The organism is Pseudomonadota bacterium (assembly GCA_037200975.1).
Taxonomy (GTDB): Bacteria; Pseudomonadota; Gammaproteobacteria; order Steroidobacterales; family Steroidobacteraceae; genus CADEED01.
This window is the reverse complement of record JBBCGI010000001.1, coordinates 3,298,738-3,313,832: the sequence shown is the minus strand read 5'-3', so window position 1 is coordinate 3,313,832 and position 15,095 is coordinate 3,298,738. Positions and strand designations below refer to the sequence as shown.

14 protein-coding genes are annotated in these 15,095 nt (G+C 63.5%); 1 reads left to right on the top strand and 13 read right to left on the bottom strand.

Going from position 1 to position 15,095, the window contains the following annotated elements; translation table 11 throughout:
- Positions 1–238 precede the first annotated feature (238 nt).
- The 3 genes from WDO72_14865 to WDO72_14855 all read right to left on the bottom strand — a co-directional run bounded on the left by WDO72_14865 (position 239) and on the right by WDO72_14855 (position 4,186).
- Positions 239–1,966 (bottom strand): bifunctional protein-serine/threonine kinase/phosphatase, encoded by a 1,728-nt coding sequence (locus WDO72_14865; protein MEJ0086957.1) that lies wholly within the window; start codon positions 1,964–1,966, stop codon positions 239–241.
- 55 nt (positions 1,967–2,021) lie between these two features.
- On the bottom strand, positions 2,022–2,843 hold the full coding sequence (locus WDO72_14860; GenBank protein MEJ0086956.1) for a formate/nitrite transporter family protein: 822 nt from the start codon (positions 2,841–2,843) through the stop codon (positions 2,022–2,024).
- Positions 2,844–2,950: 107 nt separating this feature from the next.
- Positions 2,951–4,186, bottom strand: coding sequence for an alginate export family protein (locus WDO72_14855; GenBank protein ID MEJ0086955.1), 1,236 nt, complete (start codon positions 4,184–4,186; stop codon positions 2,951–2,953).
- A gap of 361 nt (positions 4,187–4,547) precedes the next feature.
- On the opposite strand from WDO72_14855, the gene WDO72_14850 reads away from it, so the two are divergent.
- The gene (locus tag WDO72_14850; protein MEJ0086954.1) at positions 4,548–5,390 is read left to right on the top strand and encodes a uroporphyrinogen-III synthase; all 843 of its coding nucleotides are present in this window, start codon (positions 4,548–4,550) and stop codon (positions 5,388–5,390) included.
- A gap of 95 nt (positions 5,391–5,485) precedes the next feature.
- Here the strand turns inward: WDO72_14850 and WDO72_14845 are convergent, their stop codons facing one another.
- The 10 genes from WDO72_14845 to WDO72_14800 all read right to left on the bottom strand — a co-directional run bounded on the left by WDO72_14845 (position 5,486) and on the right by WDO72_14800 (position 15,067).
- Entirely contained in the window at positions 5,486–7,441 is a 1,956-nt protein-coding gene (locus WDO72_14845) for a glycoside hydrolase family 97 protein (GenBank protein MEJ0086953.1), read from the bottom strand.
- Positions 7,442–7,527: 86 nt separating this feature from the next.
- Complete coding sequence (nirD, locus tag WDO72_14840; protein ID MEJ0086952.1) at positions 7,528–9,093, bottom strand: nitrite reductase small subunit NirD; 1,566 nt, start codon at positions 9,091–9,093, stop codon at positions 7,528–7,530.
- The gene (gene nirB / locus WDO72_14835) at positions 9,090–11,627 is read right to left on the bottom strand and encodes a nitrite reductase large subunit NirB (protein MEJ0086951.1); all 2,538 of its coding nucleotides are present in this window, start codon (positions 11,625–11,627) and stop codon (positions 9,090–9,092) included. The genes nirD and nirB overlap by 4 nt, the downstream gene beginning before the upstream one ends.
- 217 nt (positions 11,628–11,844) lie before the next feature.
- Positions 11,845–12,357 (bottom strand): GNAT family N-acetyltransferase, encoded by a 513-nt coding sequence (locus WDO72_14830; protein ID MEJ0086950.1) that lies wholly within the window; start codon positions 12,355–12,357, stop codon positions 11,845–11,847.
- Between the two features lie 2 nt (positions 12,358–12,359).
- Positions 12,360–12,803, bottom strand: a complete 444-nt coding sequence (locus WDO72_14825; protein ID MEJ0086949.1) for an SRPBCC family protein — start codon at positions 12,801–12,803, stop codon at positions 12,360–12,362.
- 12 nt (positions 12,804–12,815) lie between these two features.
- Positions 12,816–12,944 carry a DUF2834 domain-containing protein gene (locus WDO72_14820; protein MEJ0086948.1) on the bottom strand — a complete coding sequence of 43 codons (129 nt, stop codon included), beginning with the start codon at positions 12,942–12,944 and terminating at the stop codon, positions 12,816–12,818.
- Positions 12,941–13,429 carry a GNAT family N-acetyltransferase gene (locus tag WDO72_14815; GenBank protein MEJ0086947.1) on the bottom strand — a complete coding sequence of 163 codons (489 nt, stop codon included), beginning with the start codon at positions 13,427–13,429 and terminating at the stop codon, positions 12,941–12,943. Before WDO72_14815 ends, WDO72_14820 begins: the two co-directional genes overlap by 4 nt.
- Before the next feature lie 5 nt (positions 13,430–13,434).
- The gene (locus tag WDO72_14810) at positions 13,435–14,097 is read right to left on the bottom strand and encodes an ankyrin repeat domain-containing protein (GenBank protein MEJ0086946.1); all 663 of its coding nucleotides are present in this window, start codon (positions 14,095–14,097) and stop codon (positions 13,435–13,437) included.
- Between the two features lie 2 nt (positions 14,098–14,099).
- Positions 14,100–14,552, bottom strand: coding sequence for a thioesterase family protein (locus tag WDO72_14805; GenBank protein ID MEJ0086945.1), 453 nt, complete (start codon positions 14,550–14,552; stop codon positions 14,100–14,102).
- A 14-nt stretch (positions 14,553–14,566) separates the two neighbouring features.
- Positions 14,567–15,067, bottom strand: coding sequence for a hypothetical protein (locus WDO72_14800; GenBank protein ID MEJ0086944.1), 501 nt, complete (start codon positions 15,065–15,067; stop codon positions 14,567–14,569).
- Positions 15,068–15,095: the final 28 nt, after the last annotated feature.

The following is a 15,095-nucleotide window of genomic DNA, read 5'->3' as shown; positions in this document are numbered from 1 at the left end:
TTCAATCGCTTGGCCACAAAGCAGACGCTTGGGGACCCCGCGAAAGGGCGCGCAGTATAGGCAGGGGCGTTTTGCATCGCAAGCCCGAGTTCCGGCTGGATGGATCGGAGCCGGCCGGCCATTCACCGTCCCAATCGAATGCCTTTCCGATCAATGAGTTATGTGAAACCGCACTCTATATATATGCCCCGCGGGTGCCGGGTGAGGAAAGTGGGGAAAGCGGCTTTCCCCACTTTCCTCACCCGGCACCCGCCAGCAGCACCACGATCACGATCGCCAGGATCAGCGACACGCCCTTCCAGAACGCTGCGGGATTGCGTTCGAGCAGCGGCGGGCGCGTACGCGTGAGATATGCCGCGCTCGGGTGCCGCAGATCGTGCACGAACTCCGACAGCTCCTGGTAGCGCTTGAGCGGATCCGGATGTGTGGCCTTCCTGAGCACGTCATCGATCCACGCAGGGATCTCGCGTTCGTCATGGAGCACCGAGCGGTACGTGAGACGCCGCTGGGCGGCCCGCGTGCGTGAACGGGACACCTCCGCGCCGTACGGCAATCGACCCGACAACATCTGGTACGCGATGACGCCGAGCGAGAACTGATCCGAAGCCGGTGTGCCCGGCTCGCCCAGGAAGTACTCCGGCGCGGTGTACTGGGCGGTGCCTAACAAGTGGGCGTTCGCCGCGGCACGTGATGATTCCACGATGCCGGCGACCCGCGTGGAACCAAAATCCACGATCTTCACCGTGCCGCTGCGGTCGATCATGACATTCGCGGGCCGCAGATCCTGGTGCAGCATTTCGAGCCGGTGAAATGCAGTGACGCCCTTTGCGATCTGCTCGACGATGCCGCGCACCGTTTCGAGGTCTGGCTTCGGGTTGTCGATCATCCACTGCGACAGGGTCTGCCCGTCGATGTACTCGCTCACCGTGTAGATGAAGCTGCGCGGACGCGTGGCCTCGATCGGCCGCATCACGTGCGCGTTGTTGATACGCCGCGCGATCCAGTCCTCCATGAGAAACCGGTCGACCTGCGCCGGATCCTGCTGCAGCTCCGTGGAAAGCGTCTTGATCACCACCGGCGGATGCGCGTCGTCATCCGACGCAAGATAGACATGACTGCGCGCACTGGCGTGGATCTCGCGCACGATGCGATAACCGTCGAACAACTCCCGCGGTACCAGCAGCGGCGGGAAAGGCAGCTGGCTCAGATTGCGCAGAATCTCGTCGGCATTCTGGTCGGGCAATTCCTCGATCCGCACGATCTGCGCGGTCAGGTTGTCGATGCTGCCGCGTTCGAGCGCTTCCGCGACGATGGCGCGCGCCGCCGCATCGAGGTCCTGCGCATTCGCCGTGATTGCCTGCGCGATGAACCTCGCGTCGACGAACTCATGGACGCCATCGGTGGCGCAGAAGAATACGTCCCCAACTACCAGCTGCAGCGCCTGGTAGTCGATGTCGATCTCGCCCTGCATGCCGAACGCGCGGCTCAGATGGCTTTGCTCCTGCGACACCCAGACACGATGATCCTGCGTGAGCTGCTCGAGCGTCTCGCCGCGCACGCGGCAGATCCGCGAATCGCCGACATGAAACAGATAGGCGGTGTTGGACTTGAGCACCAGCGCGCTCAGTGTGCAGACGTAGCCGTGCTCGATCTCATAACGGAACTGGCTCTGGCGTGTCTGCGCCCACAGCCAGGAGTTGATGGCGGTCAGCACCTGCTGCACGGACCTGCGCACCGACCAGGCGTGCGACGTGCAGTAGTAGTCCTCGAGCAGGCTCTTGACCGTCGCCTGGCTCGCGGCCTGGCTCACGCTGCTCGTGCTGATACCGTCGGCAAGCGCGATCGCGATGCCCTTCGCCGTGAGTTGCGGCTCCTGCGGAATGCAGACGCCGTGAAAATCCTGGTTGGATTCCTTACGGCCCTTGTCGGAGTGTTGCCCGAGCGAGATTTTGAGTTGTCGAGGCACACCGACCCGCGTTGAGACGCCCCGGCCGCACCTGCGGCCGGGGAATCATCGAATGTCAGGCGGCGAGTTTAAACGCCCGTTTGGGCGCCGTCTTGATGTGCGTCGAATAAAGCGTGAGTCCGGTGAACGACAGTCCACCGACGATATTGCCGACCAGCGTGGGGATTTCGTTCCAGATGAAGTAATCGGCCCAGTTGAAGTTCGCGCCCATCAGGATGCCCGAGGGGAACAGGAACATGTTGACCACCGAGTGCTCGAAGGTCATCGCGAAGAACACCATGATCGGCATCCACATCGCGATCACCTTGCCGCTCACGGAGGTGGAGATCATCGCGCCGACCACGCCGGTCGATACCATCCAGTTGCACAACATGCCGCGGATGAAAAGCGTGAGCATGCCGGCCGCGCCGTGTTCCTTGTAGCCCAGGGTTCGCGCCTCGCCGATGTGCGCGATGGCCTTGCCGACGGCATTCGGCTCTTCGGTAAAAGCGAAGGTGTAGGTGATGGACATCAGCACCGCGACGGTGAACGCGCCGGCGAAGTTGCCGCAGAACACCAGCCCCCAGTTGCGCAGCACGCCGCCGAGCGTCACGCCCGGGCGTTTGTCGAACAGCGCCAGCGGCGCCAGCACGAATACGCCGGTGACCAGGTCGAAGCCGAGCAGGTAGAGGATGCAGAACCCCACCGGGAAAAGGATTGCCCCAATGATGGGATAACCCGTCTGCTGGCTCACCATGACCGCAAACGCCGCCGCGAGACAGAGGATGGCGCCCGCCATGTAGGCGCGGATCAGCGTGTCGCGCGTCGCCATGAAGATCTTCGACTCGCCAGCATCCACCATTTTGACGACGAACTCGGCCGGGGCCAGGTATGACATCTAACTTCTCTCCCTTGGTTGAGTGGTGCCGGGGTGCAATTGTCGTAATTAGACGATGGTGCCCGCTTTCTAATTACGACAATTGCACCCCGGCACCGCTTGATTGGCTACAAGATGAATTCCACTTGCGCCCATAGTTTGTCGGTGGTGCGCGCGACGCCGGGCACGCCTTGTGCGTAGTCGGCGTACTTGAGCAGCAGGTTCGCGCGCTTGTACTTCGCGGCGATCGAGGCGTCCCATTCGTGGCCGTAGTCGGCCGAGATGTGTTCGGCGGCGAAGTCGTGATAGCTCACGACGAACCCGAGCGTGTCGAGCTTCGACACGCCCTTGAAGGTGGCGCTGAGATTGACGTACTTGTCTTCGATGCCATTCGGCGGCGTGCCGGTGAACTTGTCCGCCCAGCCCTGGAACTTGTGCAGCGACGCGAGCGGTGTGGTGAATCCTTTCACGCCATTGCCTTCGAGCGTTTCCTGCCCCACGCCCACGCCGAACTGCCGGAACGTGACGTTGCCTTCGACCGTCCAGTAGGCGAGATCGAAGTCGAGCGGGTTGTCCGCGTAGTCGGTCTGCTGCGCATACGAGCCGAGGTATCCGATCTTGACCTTGCCCGCCGGCCGTTCGCCCGCGAATCGCAGGCCGTACGTCGAGGTCGAATCACGCACCGCCGCCGGCACGCCCACGATGTTCTCGAAGTCCAGTAGATAGCCGAAGGCGGTGATCTTGCCCGCCTTGGTCTGGTACGCTGCATTGAGCAGCGCGCTGTCGCCTTTGTATGCGCCCTGCGGCGAATCCGGACCGTTGACGCGATTCACGCGGTCGAGGTACGTCACGTCGAGCGTGAGATTGGCCACCGACTTGTTCACCACGCGTAACGCGTCGAATGTCTGCTCGTTCTGCCGCCAGCCGGAATTGCCGACGAAACGCTGGTCGTCGAGCAGGATGCGCTGGCGGCCGAGCGTGATCGTCGTCCCTGGCAGGCTCGTGTTCACGAACTGGAAGCGGTTGATCTCGTACGCCTCGGCGTCCGCCACCACCGGATACGTCGTCATGGTCGGAATCGCCGGGTCGGGGCGATAGTCGTTCCGGATCGGAACCACGCCCTCGCCTTCGATCAGCAGTGCGGTATTCCAGGCCTTGCCGGTTTCAAATCCGAGCCGCGCGCGCAACGTGAGCGCCTCGGCATCCTCCGGCAGCGGCTCCTGGTCGACGTTTTCCATGCGTAGCCGCGCATCCACGATCGGCTTCGTCGCCGCCAATGCGCTGCGTAGCGGATCCACTCCATCCGCGTACGCTGCACCCTGCGCAATACATGCCACGGCCATCACGGCCAGCAAATTCTTCATATTGACCCCCCAGACATTTTTATTAGGCGACGCGGCGATCCACGCCTGGGCGCACTGTTCCAGAAAGCTCCATAGAGATTCTCTATGCGCCTGGCGAATCCGGCGCTCGACCGGCGGGCTGGGTGATCGACTGGAGCGCAACTAACTTCCCCGGCATGCGCGAAAGGCCGCGCACGCGAGCAGAAGCAATCCGCATGCCAGCGCTTTTTTTGGAGGATATCTGGCGTGCGGCGGCCTGTTTTGCGTGCTCTGCACCGAAACACGGCGGAGGGGTGCACGCGCTCGCGCAAACCAGTGCAGAAAATCACGCCGTCCTCCGCGCTCTCACCGGACGCCGCTCCGGTGATATTGTCCGACCCCGATGATCGAGTGGAATCTCAAGGGCAAGCGGATTGCCGTGCCGGAAATGCGCGAGCTGGAAGTGCTCAGCGCGTTGCTGGAGCGCCGTGGCGCCGAGGTGCTGCGTTGTCCGCTGGTCAACATCTACGATTCGCCGCATAGCGCACAGGTGCTGGCGTTCGCCGTGCGCCTCGCCGACGGAGGTTTCGAGGATTTCATCCTGATCACGGGTGAAGGCCTGACGCGCATCCTGAGCTGCATCGACAAACACGATCCGCCACTGCGAACACGCTTCGTGGAGGGGTTGAGCAAACTACGCACGGTGACGCGCGGCCCGAAGCCGGCGCGGGCGCTGCGCGCGCTCGGTCTCAAGCCCGGCATCGAAGCGACCGAGCCCACGACGGATGGCGTAATCCGCTCGCTGTCAGCGCAAGATCTCTCCGCGCGTCGCGTCGCCGTACAGCTCTACGGCAACGATCCCAACCTCACGCTGATGCGCTTCCTGCGCGAAAGGAACGCCGCGGTCACCACCGTCGCGCCGTACGTCTATGGAAACGCTGCCGACGATGCGAGCGTGCAGGCTTTGCTCGAGAAGATGGCCGCGGGCCAGGTGGACGCGATCGCGTTCACCAGCAAACTGCAGATCGAGCGCCTGATGACGCAGCATCCCGCCGCGCTGGTGCGCAAGGCGTTGACGCGCACCATGATCGCGGCCGTTGGGCCGATCGTGGCCGAATCCATCCGTTCGTATGGATTCGAAGTGTCGTCGAGCCCCGAGCATTCCTGGTTCATGAAACCGCTGGTCGTCGCGCTCGGCGAAGCGCTGCAGACCAAGAAAGGCGGCGATCAGACCGGCACTGCGTAAGCCGAAAAGGGGACAGATCTATTTATTGGTGCCGCGCGACGCGGCACCAATAAATAGATCTGTCCCCTTTTCGGCAGGTCACCTTTTAATCTGGGTCAGGGGCCTCTGATCTGAATCGCGGCGCCGCCAGAGGGTGCCAGCGTCAACTGGAGCGAATCCGCCGCGGTCACGTTGCGCGTCATCTCTTTCAACGTCGTCGGTGTCGCGCCGTCCTCATAGATCTTCGCCTTGAATTTCCCCGCGCCGAGAAAATCCAGCGGCAGCGAAATCGAATGCGCCTTCTCATTGCCCATCGCGCCCACGTACCAGTGCTGCCCTTTGCGGCGAGCCACGACGACGTAGTCGTCGATCTCGCCCTGCAGAAAGCGCGTTTCATCCCACGCCGTCGGCACGGCCTTCACGAAATCGAAGCCGGCCGCGTTTTCATACACGTCCGGACTGTCGGCCACCATCTGGAACGGGCTCTCATACACCACGAACATCCCGAGTCCGTGGCCGCGCGTGGTCTGCACCTGCGGCGGGCTGTTGATCGCCTGGAACGTGCCGGGCGTTGCATTGCGGAAACCACCCGGCGTGTAGTCGAGCGGCCCTAACAACATGCGTGTGAATGCGAGGCTCACGTTGTGCGTGGCGGTGACGCGCCGGCTCCACTTGTTGTACTCCGCACCCATGACCCCTTCCTGCGTCAGGTAGTTTGGGTATGTTCTATTGAGACCCGTGGGCGGATACGCGCCATGCATGTCGACCAGCAGCTTGTGCTCCGCCGCCTTGCCCATCAGCTTGTGGTAATAATCGACCATCTGCTGATCGTTGCGGTCCATGAAATCGACCTTGATGCCCGCGATGCCCCACTTCTCGTACTGAGCGAGCGCGGCATCCATCTGACGGTCGAGCAGCGACCACTGCACCCACAACCACAGCCTCACTTTCTTCTTCGCCGCGTAAGCCACCAGCGCAGGCATGTCGAGGTCGGGCTTCGTCTTCGTGACGTCGGCATCCCCGCGCGCGCCGCCGCCGGTCCCGGAATTCAGGCACCAGCCCTCGTCGATCATCATGTATTCGAAGCCGGATCGGCCCGCGAAGTCGATGTAACGCCGGATAGTCGGCATGTCGGTGCCACCCTTGTCCGGCGGCGGTAGATAGGGTCCGGACCACCAGTCCCACGCTGTCTTGCCCGGCTTGATCCAGGCGGTATCGAATGCCGCCGGCGGATTCAGGTTGCCGATGAGGTTGGACTCGATGAGGTTCCCGAGCCGATCGCCCAGCAGGATGACGCGCCACGGCGACCCCGTGCCGTGTCCGCCGACCTCCGCCCGCGCGACCAGGGTCTTGTCGTCGAGCCGGCGCGAGACGCGTGCCTGCACGCCCGGTTTGCCATCGCCGCGCCCGCCGAGATACAGCCCGCCGTAATCGATGAGGTTTGCCTCGCCGATGGCGAATGCACTACCGGCCGCGCGGCACACCAGCGGCAAGTCGTAGAGATTGTGCTCGCGGATGCGGCTCGCCTGGATCGCGTCGAACTCGCCCTCGTGACTCGAATCCACCCGTGCGACGTTGAATCCATGGCACGTGTAGTCGCCGCCGAACGTGAATTCGGTTTCCTCCGCGAGCACCCCGAGTGTCTCGAGTCCCGCATCGGCGGGGACCAGGAACCGGAACGCCACGCCATCGTCGTACGCGCGGAAGATCCACTGCAGCGAGCGCATGGCACGGGAGCGAGGCACGGCCGTGATGGTCAACTCATTGAAGCGGTCGCGCGCCTCGGCAGCCTTCGTCGCCACCAATTTCTGCACCTGGTCGACGCTGCGCGGGTGCACCGTCCGCACGTCGACGCCCGAGACGTCGCCCTCCACCAGTCGCACGCGCAAAGCCGAGGGCGCAAACAACGTCTCCCCGTTGCGTGTGATGCTGTAGCTGAGTTGACCTGCGTCGTTCTGCGCGATCGTGACCGAGATGCGCGTGTCGGGGGAGCGGACTGTCGCCGGCAACTGTGCGTACGCCGGCGCGATCGGGCACGCGCACAGCGCGGCCAGGTACCATCTGAATTTCATGAATCCCTCGTGCGACGATCTGGCAGCGCCGGACAATACCCAAAATATCAGCAGAAGGTGGCGCGATCGGACGGGAGCGGTACCAATCAAGCGGCCACGGGCGAATCGAGCAGCAGCTGATCGCGGATCGGCCCGACGTCTATCTGGTCGGCGATCAGATCGCGCAAGCGTGCGGCATCGCGCACGTCACCGTACAGCACTGCTCCACATACCTTGTTGCCCTCGAGCACGATGCGTTTGTACACGCCGCGGCGCTGGTCCGAATGCACCAGCGACTCGCGATTCGCGTTTTCCGAAAAATCGCCGGCCGAAAACACTTCGATGCCGGAGACTTTCAACTGCGTCGCATTGATGGCGCCCGAGAACCGCGACACGCCGATCTCGGCGATGTGCTGCGCGCAGATGCGCGCCTGCTCCCACAGCGGCGCCACCAGTCCGAACGTCTGCCGGCGATGCTGCACGCATTCTCCCACCGCGTAGATGGACGGGTCGTAAGTCTGCAGCGTGTCGTCGACCAGGATGCCGCGGTCGCAGGCCAGGCAGGCGGACTTGGCCAGGTCCATGTTGGGCCGCACGCCGACCGCCATGACGACCAGGTCCGCGGGCACGGCTTCGCCGCTCTCGAACTCCACGGCGGTAACACGTTCCGGGCCGACGATACCCCGCGTCTTCGCGCGCATGCGGAATTCGATGCCGCGCTTTTCGAGCGCGGCCTTGAGCAAAGCGCTGGCGGGGGCGTCGAGCTGGCGCTCCATCAACGTATCCATCAGGTGCACTACCGTGACGTGCATGCCGCGCAAGGCGAGACCGTGCGCCGCCTCCAGCCCTAACAACCCGCCGCCGATGACCACGGCACGACGCCCGGCGCCGCTGCGCTCGAGCATCTGGTTTACATCGTCGAGATCGCGAAACGTCACGACTCCCGGCAGGTCGTTGCCCGGCAACGGCAGCACCACCGGGTCCGATCCCGTGGCGATCAGCAGCCGGTCATAGGACGCGATGACGCCGCTGCGCGAACGCACCACGCGCCTCTTGCGATCGATCTCCACAACAGGGTCGCCGGATCGCAGCGTGATGCCGCGCTTGGTGTACCAGCCCGGCCGGTGCAGCATGATGTCATCGGCCTGCCGCTCTCCGGAAAGCACCGGCGACAACAGGATGCGGTTGTAGTTGCCGCGCGGTTCGGCGCCAAACACGGTGATCTGAAACCGGTCCGCGACGCCGAGCTTGAGCAGCTCCTCCACCGTGCGCATGCCCGCCATGCCATTGCCCGCCACGACCAGGCGCGTGCGGCGCGCGGCACGCGGTGTTTCCACCTGCACCACGCCATCGGCGATACGTGTGGCGTACGTGCTGACGCTGAAAGTAGGATCTTCGAGACAACGGCCGCTCGACAACGCGAAGTGATGCTTGTAGATAGGCGAAGCGACTACGCGTTCGTTCTGCAGGTCGCCGGTCAGGCCTCGCGACAACACATTGGCCCGGCTGCCCGGGTCGAAGTTGTCGAGCGCGTACACCCGCCCTTCGACCTGGAACACGGCAATCTGGCGGCCGTTCAACAGCGCGCAGACGCCCGTGCCTTCGACCAGGTCATCGACAGCACAAACGCTTTGCCATCGTTCGGTCTCGTTTGCGCCTCGAGCCGTGCTCACGCCGCCACCTCGGCGGCCCGCGCGCGTTCGGCCTCGTTTGCCGGGCGGATCTGCCCGCGCTCCTCGACGAACAAGACATTCCTGTCGCCGGTGTCCGCGTTCACGAAATGCCTGAAGCGCTTGAGCGTCTGGGGATCTTCGATTGCCACCTTCCATTCACAGGCGTAGTTGGCGATGACGCGCGCCATGTCGGCTTCGAGCTCCGCACCGATGCCGAGCGAGTCCTCACAAACCACCTTGCGCACGTATTCGATGCCACCTTCGAGGTTTTCCAGCCAGGTCGAGGTGCGCTGCAGCCGGTCGCCGGTGCGGATGTAGAACATCAGGTAACGATCGATGTACCTGACGAGCGTGGCGGTATCGAGATCGCGCGCCAGCAGGTCCGCGTGGCGCGGCTTCATGCCGCCGTTACCGGAGACGTACAGGTTCCAGCCGCCTTCCGTGGCGATGATGCCGACGTCCTTGCTCTGCGCCTCGGCGCATTCGCGCGTGCAGCCGGAGACCGCGAACTTGATCTTGTGAGGCGCGCGCAACCCCTTGTAACGATTCTCGAGATCGATCGCGAGGCCGACGCTGTCCTGCACGCCGTAGCGGCACCAGGTCGAACCCACGCAGCTTTTGACCGTGCGCAGCGCCTTCCCATAGGCGTGGCCGGATTCGAAGCCGGCATCTATCAACTCGCGCCAGATCAGCGGCAGCTGGTGCACCTGCGCGCCGAACATGTCGATGCGCTGCCCGCCGGTGATCTTGGTGTACAGCCCGTACTTCTTCGCCACCGCGCCGATGACGATCAGCTTGTCGGGCGTGATTTCCCCACCCGGCACCCGGGGGACGACGGAATACGTGCCGTCCTTCTGCATGTTGGCGAGGAAGTAGTCGTTGGTGTCCTGCAGCGGCGCGTGAAGTTTCTTGAGAACGAACTCGTTCCAGCAGGACGCCAGTATCGACGCGAGCGCAGGCTTGCAGATGTCGCAGCCCAGGCCCTTGCCGTGTTTGGTGAGCACGTCCTCGAACTGCTTGAGCTCGCCGATGCGCACCAGGTGGAACAATTGCTGGCGCGTGTACGGGAAGTGCTCGCACATCGACGTGTTGACGTTGACGCCGCGCTTGCGCAGCTCCGCATTGAGGATCTGCGTGACCAGCGGAGTGCAGCCGCCACACGTCGTGCCGGCCTTGGTCTTCGTCTTCAATGCGCCGACCGTGGTGCAGCCGGCTTCGATCGCCGAACACAACCCGCCCTTCGATACGTTGTTGCAGGAGCAGACTTGCGCGGTCAAAGGCAGCGCGGCCAGCGCATTGGCCGGGGGTGCACCCGCGCCGGCCGCCGCCGCGGGAAACAACATGGTTTCGGGATTTTCTGGAAGCGGCAGCGCATTGCTGACCGTCTGATGCCACATCGAGTAGTCAGACGTGTCACCCACCAGCACCGCGCCGATGAGCTTCTTGCCCTCGGCGTCCACGACGAGTTTCTTGTAGACCTCGCGCCGCTGGTCAAAGAAGGAATACACCCGCGCACCGGCGGTGGCCGCGTGCGCATCGCCGATCGAGCCGACCTCGACACCCAGCAGCTTGAGCTTGGTGCTCATGTCGGCGCCGGTAAAGATCTCGCCTTCGACTCCGAGCACCCGCGACGCGGCGACGCGCGCCATCTGGTAGCCGGGCGCCACGAGGCCGAACACGCGGCCTTCGTGCGCGGCGCATTCGCCGATGGCATAGATCGAATCGTCCGATGTGCGGCAGTCGCCATCGATGGCGATACCGCCGCGTGGCGCCACGTCGATGCCGCAGGCGCGCGCCAGTTCGTCGCGCGGCCGGATGCCGGCGGAAATGACCACGACGTCGGTTTCCAGCGTGCCGCCGTCCGCGAAACACATGCGATGCCGCGCGGTTTCACCGTCTTCGATGCGTATGGTGTTCTTGCCGGTGTGGACCGCGACACCCAGGCCTTCGATTCGCGAACGCAGCAGCCCGCCGCCGCCCTCGTCCACCTGCACCGCCATGAGCCGCGGCGCGAACTCGACCACGTTGGTAGTGAGGCCCAGATCCTTCAGCGCCTTCGCCGCCTCGAGGCCGAGCAGACCGCCGCCGATCACGACTCCGCGCGTGGAATTCTTGCCGGCTTCACTGATCGCTTCGAGGTCTTCGATGGTCCGATAGACGAACACGCCGGGACGATCGCGCCCCGGAATCGGCGGCACGAACGGGCTCGATCCGGTCGCGAGAATGAGCACGTCGTATTCGTATTCCGCGCCGCTCCGCGTGATGACACATTTGCCGGCGCGATCGATCGACGCCACCGGATCGCCTGAATATAGTTCGATGCCGTTCTTGTCGAAAAACTCGCGGCTGGTGAGCGTGAGGTCTTCCGCGGTCGAGCCAGCGAAAAACTTCGTGAGATTCACGCGGTCGTACGCCAGGCGCGGCTCTTCCGCGAGCATGGTGATCGCAAGATCGGCAGGAGAATCCTGCGTCAGCGATTCGAGAAATCGCTGGCCGACCATACCGTGCCCCACCACGACGACACGTTTTGTCATTGCCTTCTCGCCCTCGTCCGACTGCAGAATGAGCCGGATAAGCAACCCCTGTGCCAGCGCGCAAAATCGGGAAGTTTGAGCAGCCGGGCACCCGGCTCGCCGCCGCTGCTTCAGTCCAGTGCAGAGGGTGCCGCCGGCCGCACCAGTTGGTGCCAGGTGGGACTTGCGGGAACTAGATGGGTAAAGCCGGCCACGATTGACGTGGCGGGTGTGGAGATCAACGCAGACGTGTGTACAGAACCGCGTCGATGATCTGCCCGTCCTTCTCGATACTCTTGCGCAGCACACCTTCCCGGACGAAACCGCATTTCTCGAGCACCCGCATCGACGCCGGGTTCCACTCGAACACCGGTGCCTCGAGCCGCACCAGGTCGAAACGGCTGAAGACGTGATCGACGACCGCGCGCACCGCGGCCGTCGTGATGCCGCGGCCCCAGTACGGCTCGCATAACCAGTAGCCGAACCGCGCGCCCTTCGCGTACACACCCTCGCCCCGGTCCGTGCCGATGCCACCGACAGCCAGCTGGTCGACTTCGATCGCCCAGTTGAACTGCCCCGCCCTCCCCGCGAGCCGGGAAAACCAGGAGTCCGCATCAGCCTCGGTGTACGGATGCGGAAACCGATGCGTGAGATTGCGCCAGATCTTGCGGTTATTCGCGAAGCGCAGCAGCGACGGCTTGTCGGCAAGATCCCAATCCCTGACCACGCAGGATCCACAATCGAGGCGCATGCTCAATCCGGAATATCGGGCTCGACCAGATGCGCGAGCTGCACCAGCGATTCCTGCCAGCCGAGGTAACACATCTCGGTGGGAATGACGTCCGGAATGCCTTCCTGGACGATCGACACATCCGTGCCGCACGACACCGCCTTCAGCGACACCGTCACCTGCATGGCGCCAGGCAGATTCGGATCGTCGAACTTGTCCGTGTAACGGATCAGCGCTCCCGGCACGAGCTCGAGATATTCGCCACCGAAGGAATGGCCGTTTCCGGTCGAGAAGTTGTGGAACGACATCTTGAACGTGCCGCCCACCTTTGCATCGAGGTGATGCACCTTGCAGGTGAAACCGAACGGCGGCAGCCACTTGGCCAGACCGTCGGCATGAGTGAATGCCTTGAATACTTTCTCGGGCTTGGTGCGAAGCACGCGATGTAAACGAACGGTACCTGGCATGTCATTTCCTCTCTATGTCCATCGGAACAGCTCGAGCACGAATTCTTTCACGTTCAGCCCGTGATCGGCAGCCCACGGGATGAATTGGCTGTAGGGAATGACCGCGCCCGCGACCGCCAGGATTGCGTAGAGGATTTTCACCGGGACAATGCCAAGGAAAAAAACTTCGTACCAGGAAGATGTTTTTCACCGTACGGATGGATGTCGACGAACCCGAGCCGCCGATACAGCGCCTGCGCCGCCGCCATGTCCGGCAAGGTGTCCAGCCGCAGCTCCCGATAGTCCGCACGGCGCGCCGCGTCAACGACCGCCTCGACCAGGATCCTGCCAAGCCCCGAACCACGGTACCCGGCGCGCACGTACAAGCGCTTCATTTCGCCAGTGCTGCCATCCAGCGGCCGCATGGCAACGCAGCCTGCCAACTCCGGGCCATCCTGCGCGATGAGCAACGCGCCCGCCGGAGGCGCATAAGGCGCCGGCGACGAGGCGAGCTCCGCTGAAAACCCCTGGTACTCGAGGTCGGTGCCGATCGCCTCGGCATATTCGCGGAACAGTTCGCGCGCTCGCGCAACCAGTTGCGCACCTTCGACCTGGCGGAGCTCGAAATTGTGTGGATCGCCAACCATTCAAACTACCCAGCCCGAACGAGCAACTCGTACATGTCCTGCCTGGCACAGCGCTTCGACATCTCGAGCGCAGATTCGCCGTACTTGTTGGCCGTTGCAACCCGTGCGCCGGCTTCGATGAGCGCGCGCGCAGCGGCCACCTGCCCGCCCTTGTCCTGGGTCCCTCGCGGGCCATATCCGTGCACGGCCCAGAACAGGGGCGTCGCCCCGAATTCGGAACACCGTTCTTCCATCGCGGCGCCGCGCCCGAGCAGCAGTTCGACGGTCGGCACGGCGCCGGTCCAGGCCGCCCAGTGCAACGCCCGCGCGCCGAAGATGGATGTGAGTTCGAGATTCGCGCCCGCATCGATGAGCACCTTCGCCACGCGGCTGGCGCCGAGCGATGCAGCCGCGATCAGCGGAGATTCCCGGCCGGGAGTGCCATCGATCTGCGCGCCGTGCTCGACGAGCAGTTGCGCGATCTCGCCCTCCGTGCCGTTGGTCAGCCACGTGTTGCCGACGCAGTCCGAAACGTAGTGCAGCGGAGCGGATTCGTTCTGCTGTTTGAGATACCAGCGGATGGTGCGGTTGGCGAGTCCCGGGTCGGACTGCAGCGCCGCTTCCACCGCGCGCGGATCGCCACGCTCGATGGCGAGACGAAAAGACTCTGCTTGCGCCTGCGCCGGCACGTTCAACCGCGCGACTTCACGCTCGAAGGCATGACGACGAAATCGCCCGTTCGCTCGAGCGAATTCATCGCGGCCAGCAATGCCGGCGGCGGCGCGATGAGTTTGCGTTCGTTGAGATCCAGCCACCCGCCCGCGCTCGTGACGCGTGCGCTGAGTTTGCCGTCGGAGCGAAAGATCTCGTGGCGCAAGAGGAAGCGGCTGCCGTCATCGGACTGGCCCGCCAGCACATACGTGACGGTGATCTGCTGTTGCAGACCCACTTCCCTGAAGTACTCGACCTCGTCTTTCATGACGACCGGACCTATCTTCAGGCGGACGAATTCCTCCATCGGGAAACCGTGTTCCATCAGGAACATCTGGCGCACGTCGGCCGACTTGTCCAGATAGGCCGTGTTGCGCATGTGGGAGTTGAAATCCATGTCGCTCCAGCCGGCGTACAGAGTCTTCGAATACATCTATCTATTCCGCGTCACTGCTTGTCGAAAACGAGAACCTGCGAAAACCTGGCGCCTTTTCTGTTCACGCCCTCGTCGGTGATCGTCAGAACCTTTCCATCTGCAGAAACTTTGCGCAGGGCAATACCGACTGTCTTGCCGGCGCGTTTTTCTTCCGATCTCACGGTCCACGCATCGATGCGCACGGCGTTCAATGTATCGTAATTTCCCGATCCATCCATCGGCTTGTCCTTGCCGTCGTACTTATATGTGTAAGTGACCCGCATCGCCTCGCCCTTGGCGCCAACGCCAGTCCAGACGACCGAAACTCCGGCGGGGGTTTCACGATACACGCGAACCTGGCTCTGCCAGCCCGGGCCGGGGATGAAAGTGGATTTCTCGACGTTCAGTATCCAGGTCCCGAGGACGGGATCTTCCGGCGGAGCCGCCTGCGCCAGGGAAAGCGCGATTCCCAGGACGGCGCCAAGCAGGCGAGCTCGAAAACGCGCCCCACTGCACTTGGTGATCTCATTCATGCGTCGCTTCACGCGCGCGTTCCAGCAG

Excerpts from the sequence above, each read along its gene's own strand:
- WDO72_14845 (MEJ0086953.1), bottom strand. The coding sequence starts at position 7,441 with ATGAAATTCAGATGGTACCTGGCCGCGCTGTGCGCGTGCCCGATCGCG.
- nirB (MEJ0086951.1), bottom strand. The coding sequence starts at position 11,627 with ATGACAAAACGTGTCGTCGTGGTGGGGCACGGTATGGTCGGCCAGCGA.
- WDO72_14805 (MEJ0086945.1), bottom strand. The coding sequence starts at position 14,552 with ATGTATTCGAAGACTCTGTACGCCGGCTGGAGCGACATGGATTTCAAC.
- WDO72_14825 (MEJ0086949.1), bottom strand. The coding sequence starts at position 12,803 with ATGCCAGGTACCGTTCGTTTACATCGCGTGCTTCGCACCAAGCCCGAG.
- WDO72_14850 (MEJ0086954.1), top strand. The coding sequence starts at position 4,548 with ATGATCGAGTGGAATCTCAAGGGCAAGCGGATTGCCGTGCCGGAAATG.
- WDO72_14855 (MEJ0086955.1), bottom strand. The coding sequence starts at position 4,186 with ATGAAGAATTTGCTGGCCGTGATGGCCGTGGCATGTATTGCGCAGGGT.
- WDO72_14860 (MEJ0086956.1), bottom strand. The coding sequence starts at position 2,843 with ATGTCATACCTGGCCCCGGCCGAGTTCGTCGTCAAAATGGTGGATGCT.
- WDO72_14815 (MEJ0086947.1), bottom strand. The coding sequence starts at position 13,429 with ATGGTTGGCGATCCACACAATTTCGAGCTCCGCCAGGTCGAAGGTGCG.
- WDO72_14800 (MEJ0086944.1), bottom strand. The coding sequence starts at position 15,067 with ATGAATGAGATCACCAAGTGCAGTGGGGCGCGTTTTCGAGCTCGCCTG.
- WDO72_14830 (MEJ0086950.1), bottom strand. The coding sequence starts at position 12,357 with ATGCGCCTCGATTGTGGATCCTGCGTGGTCAGGGATTGGGATCTTGCC.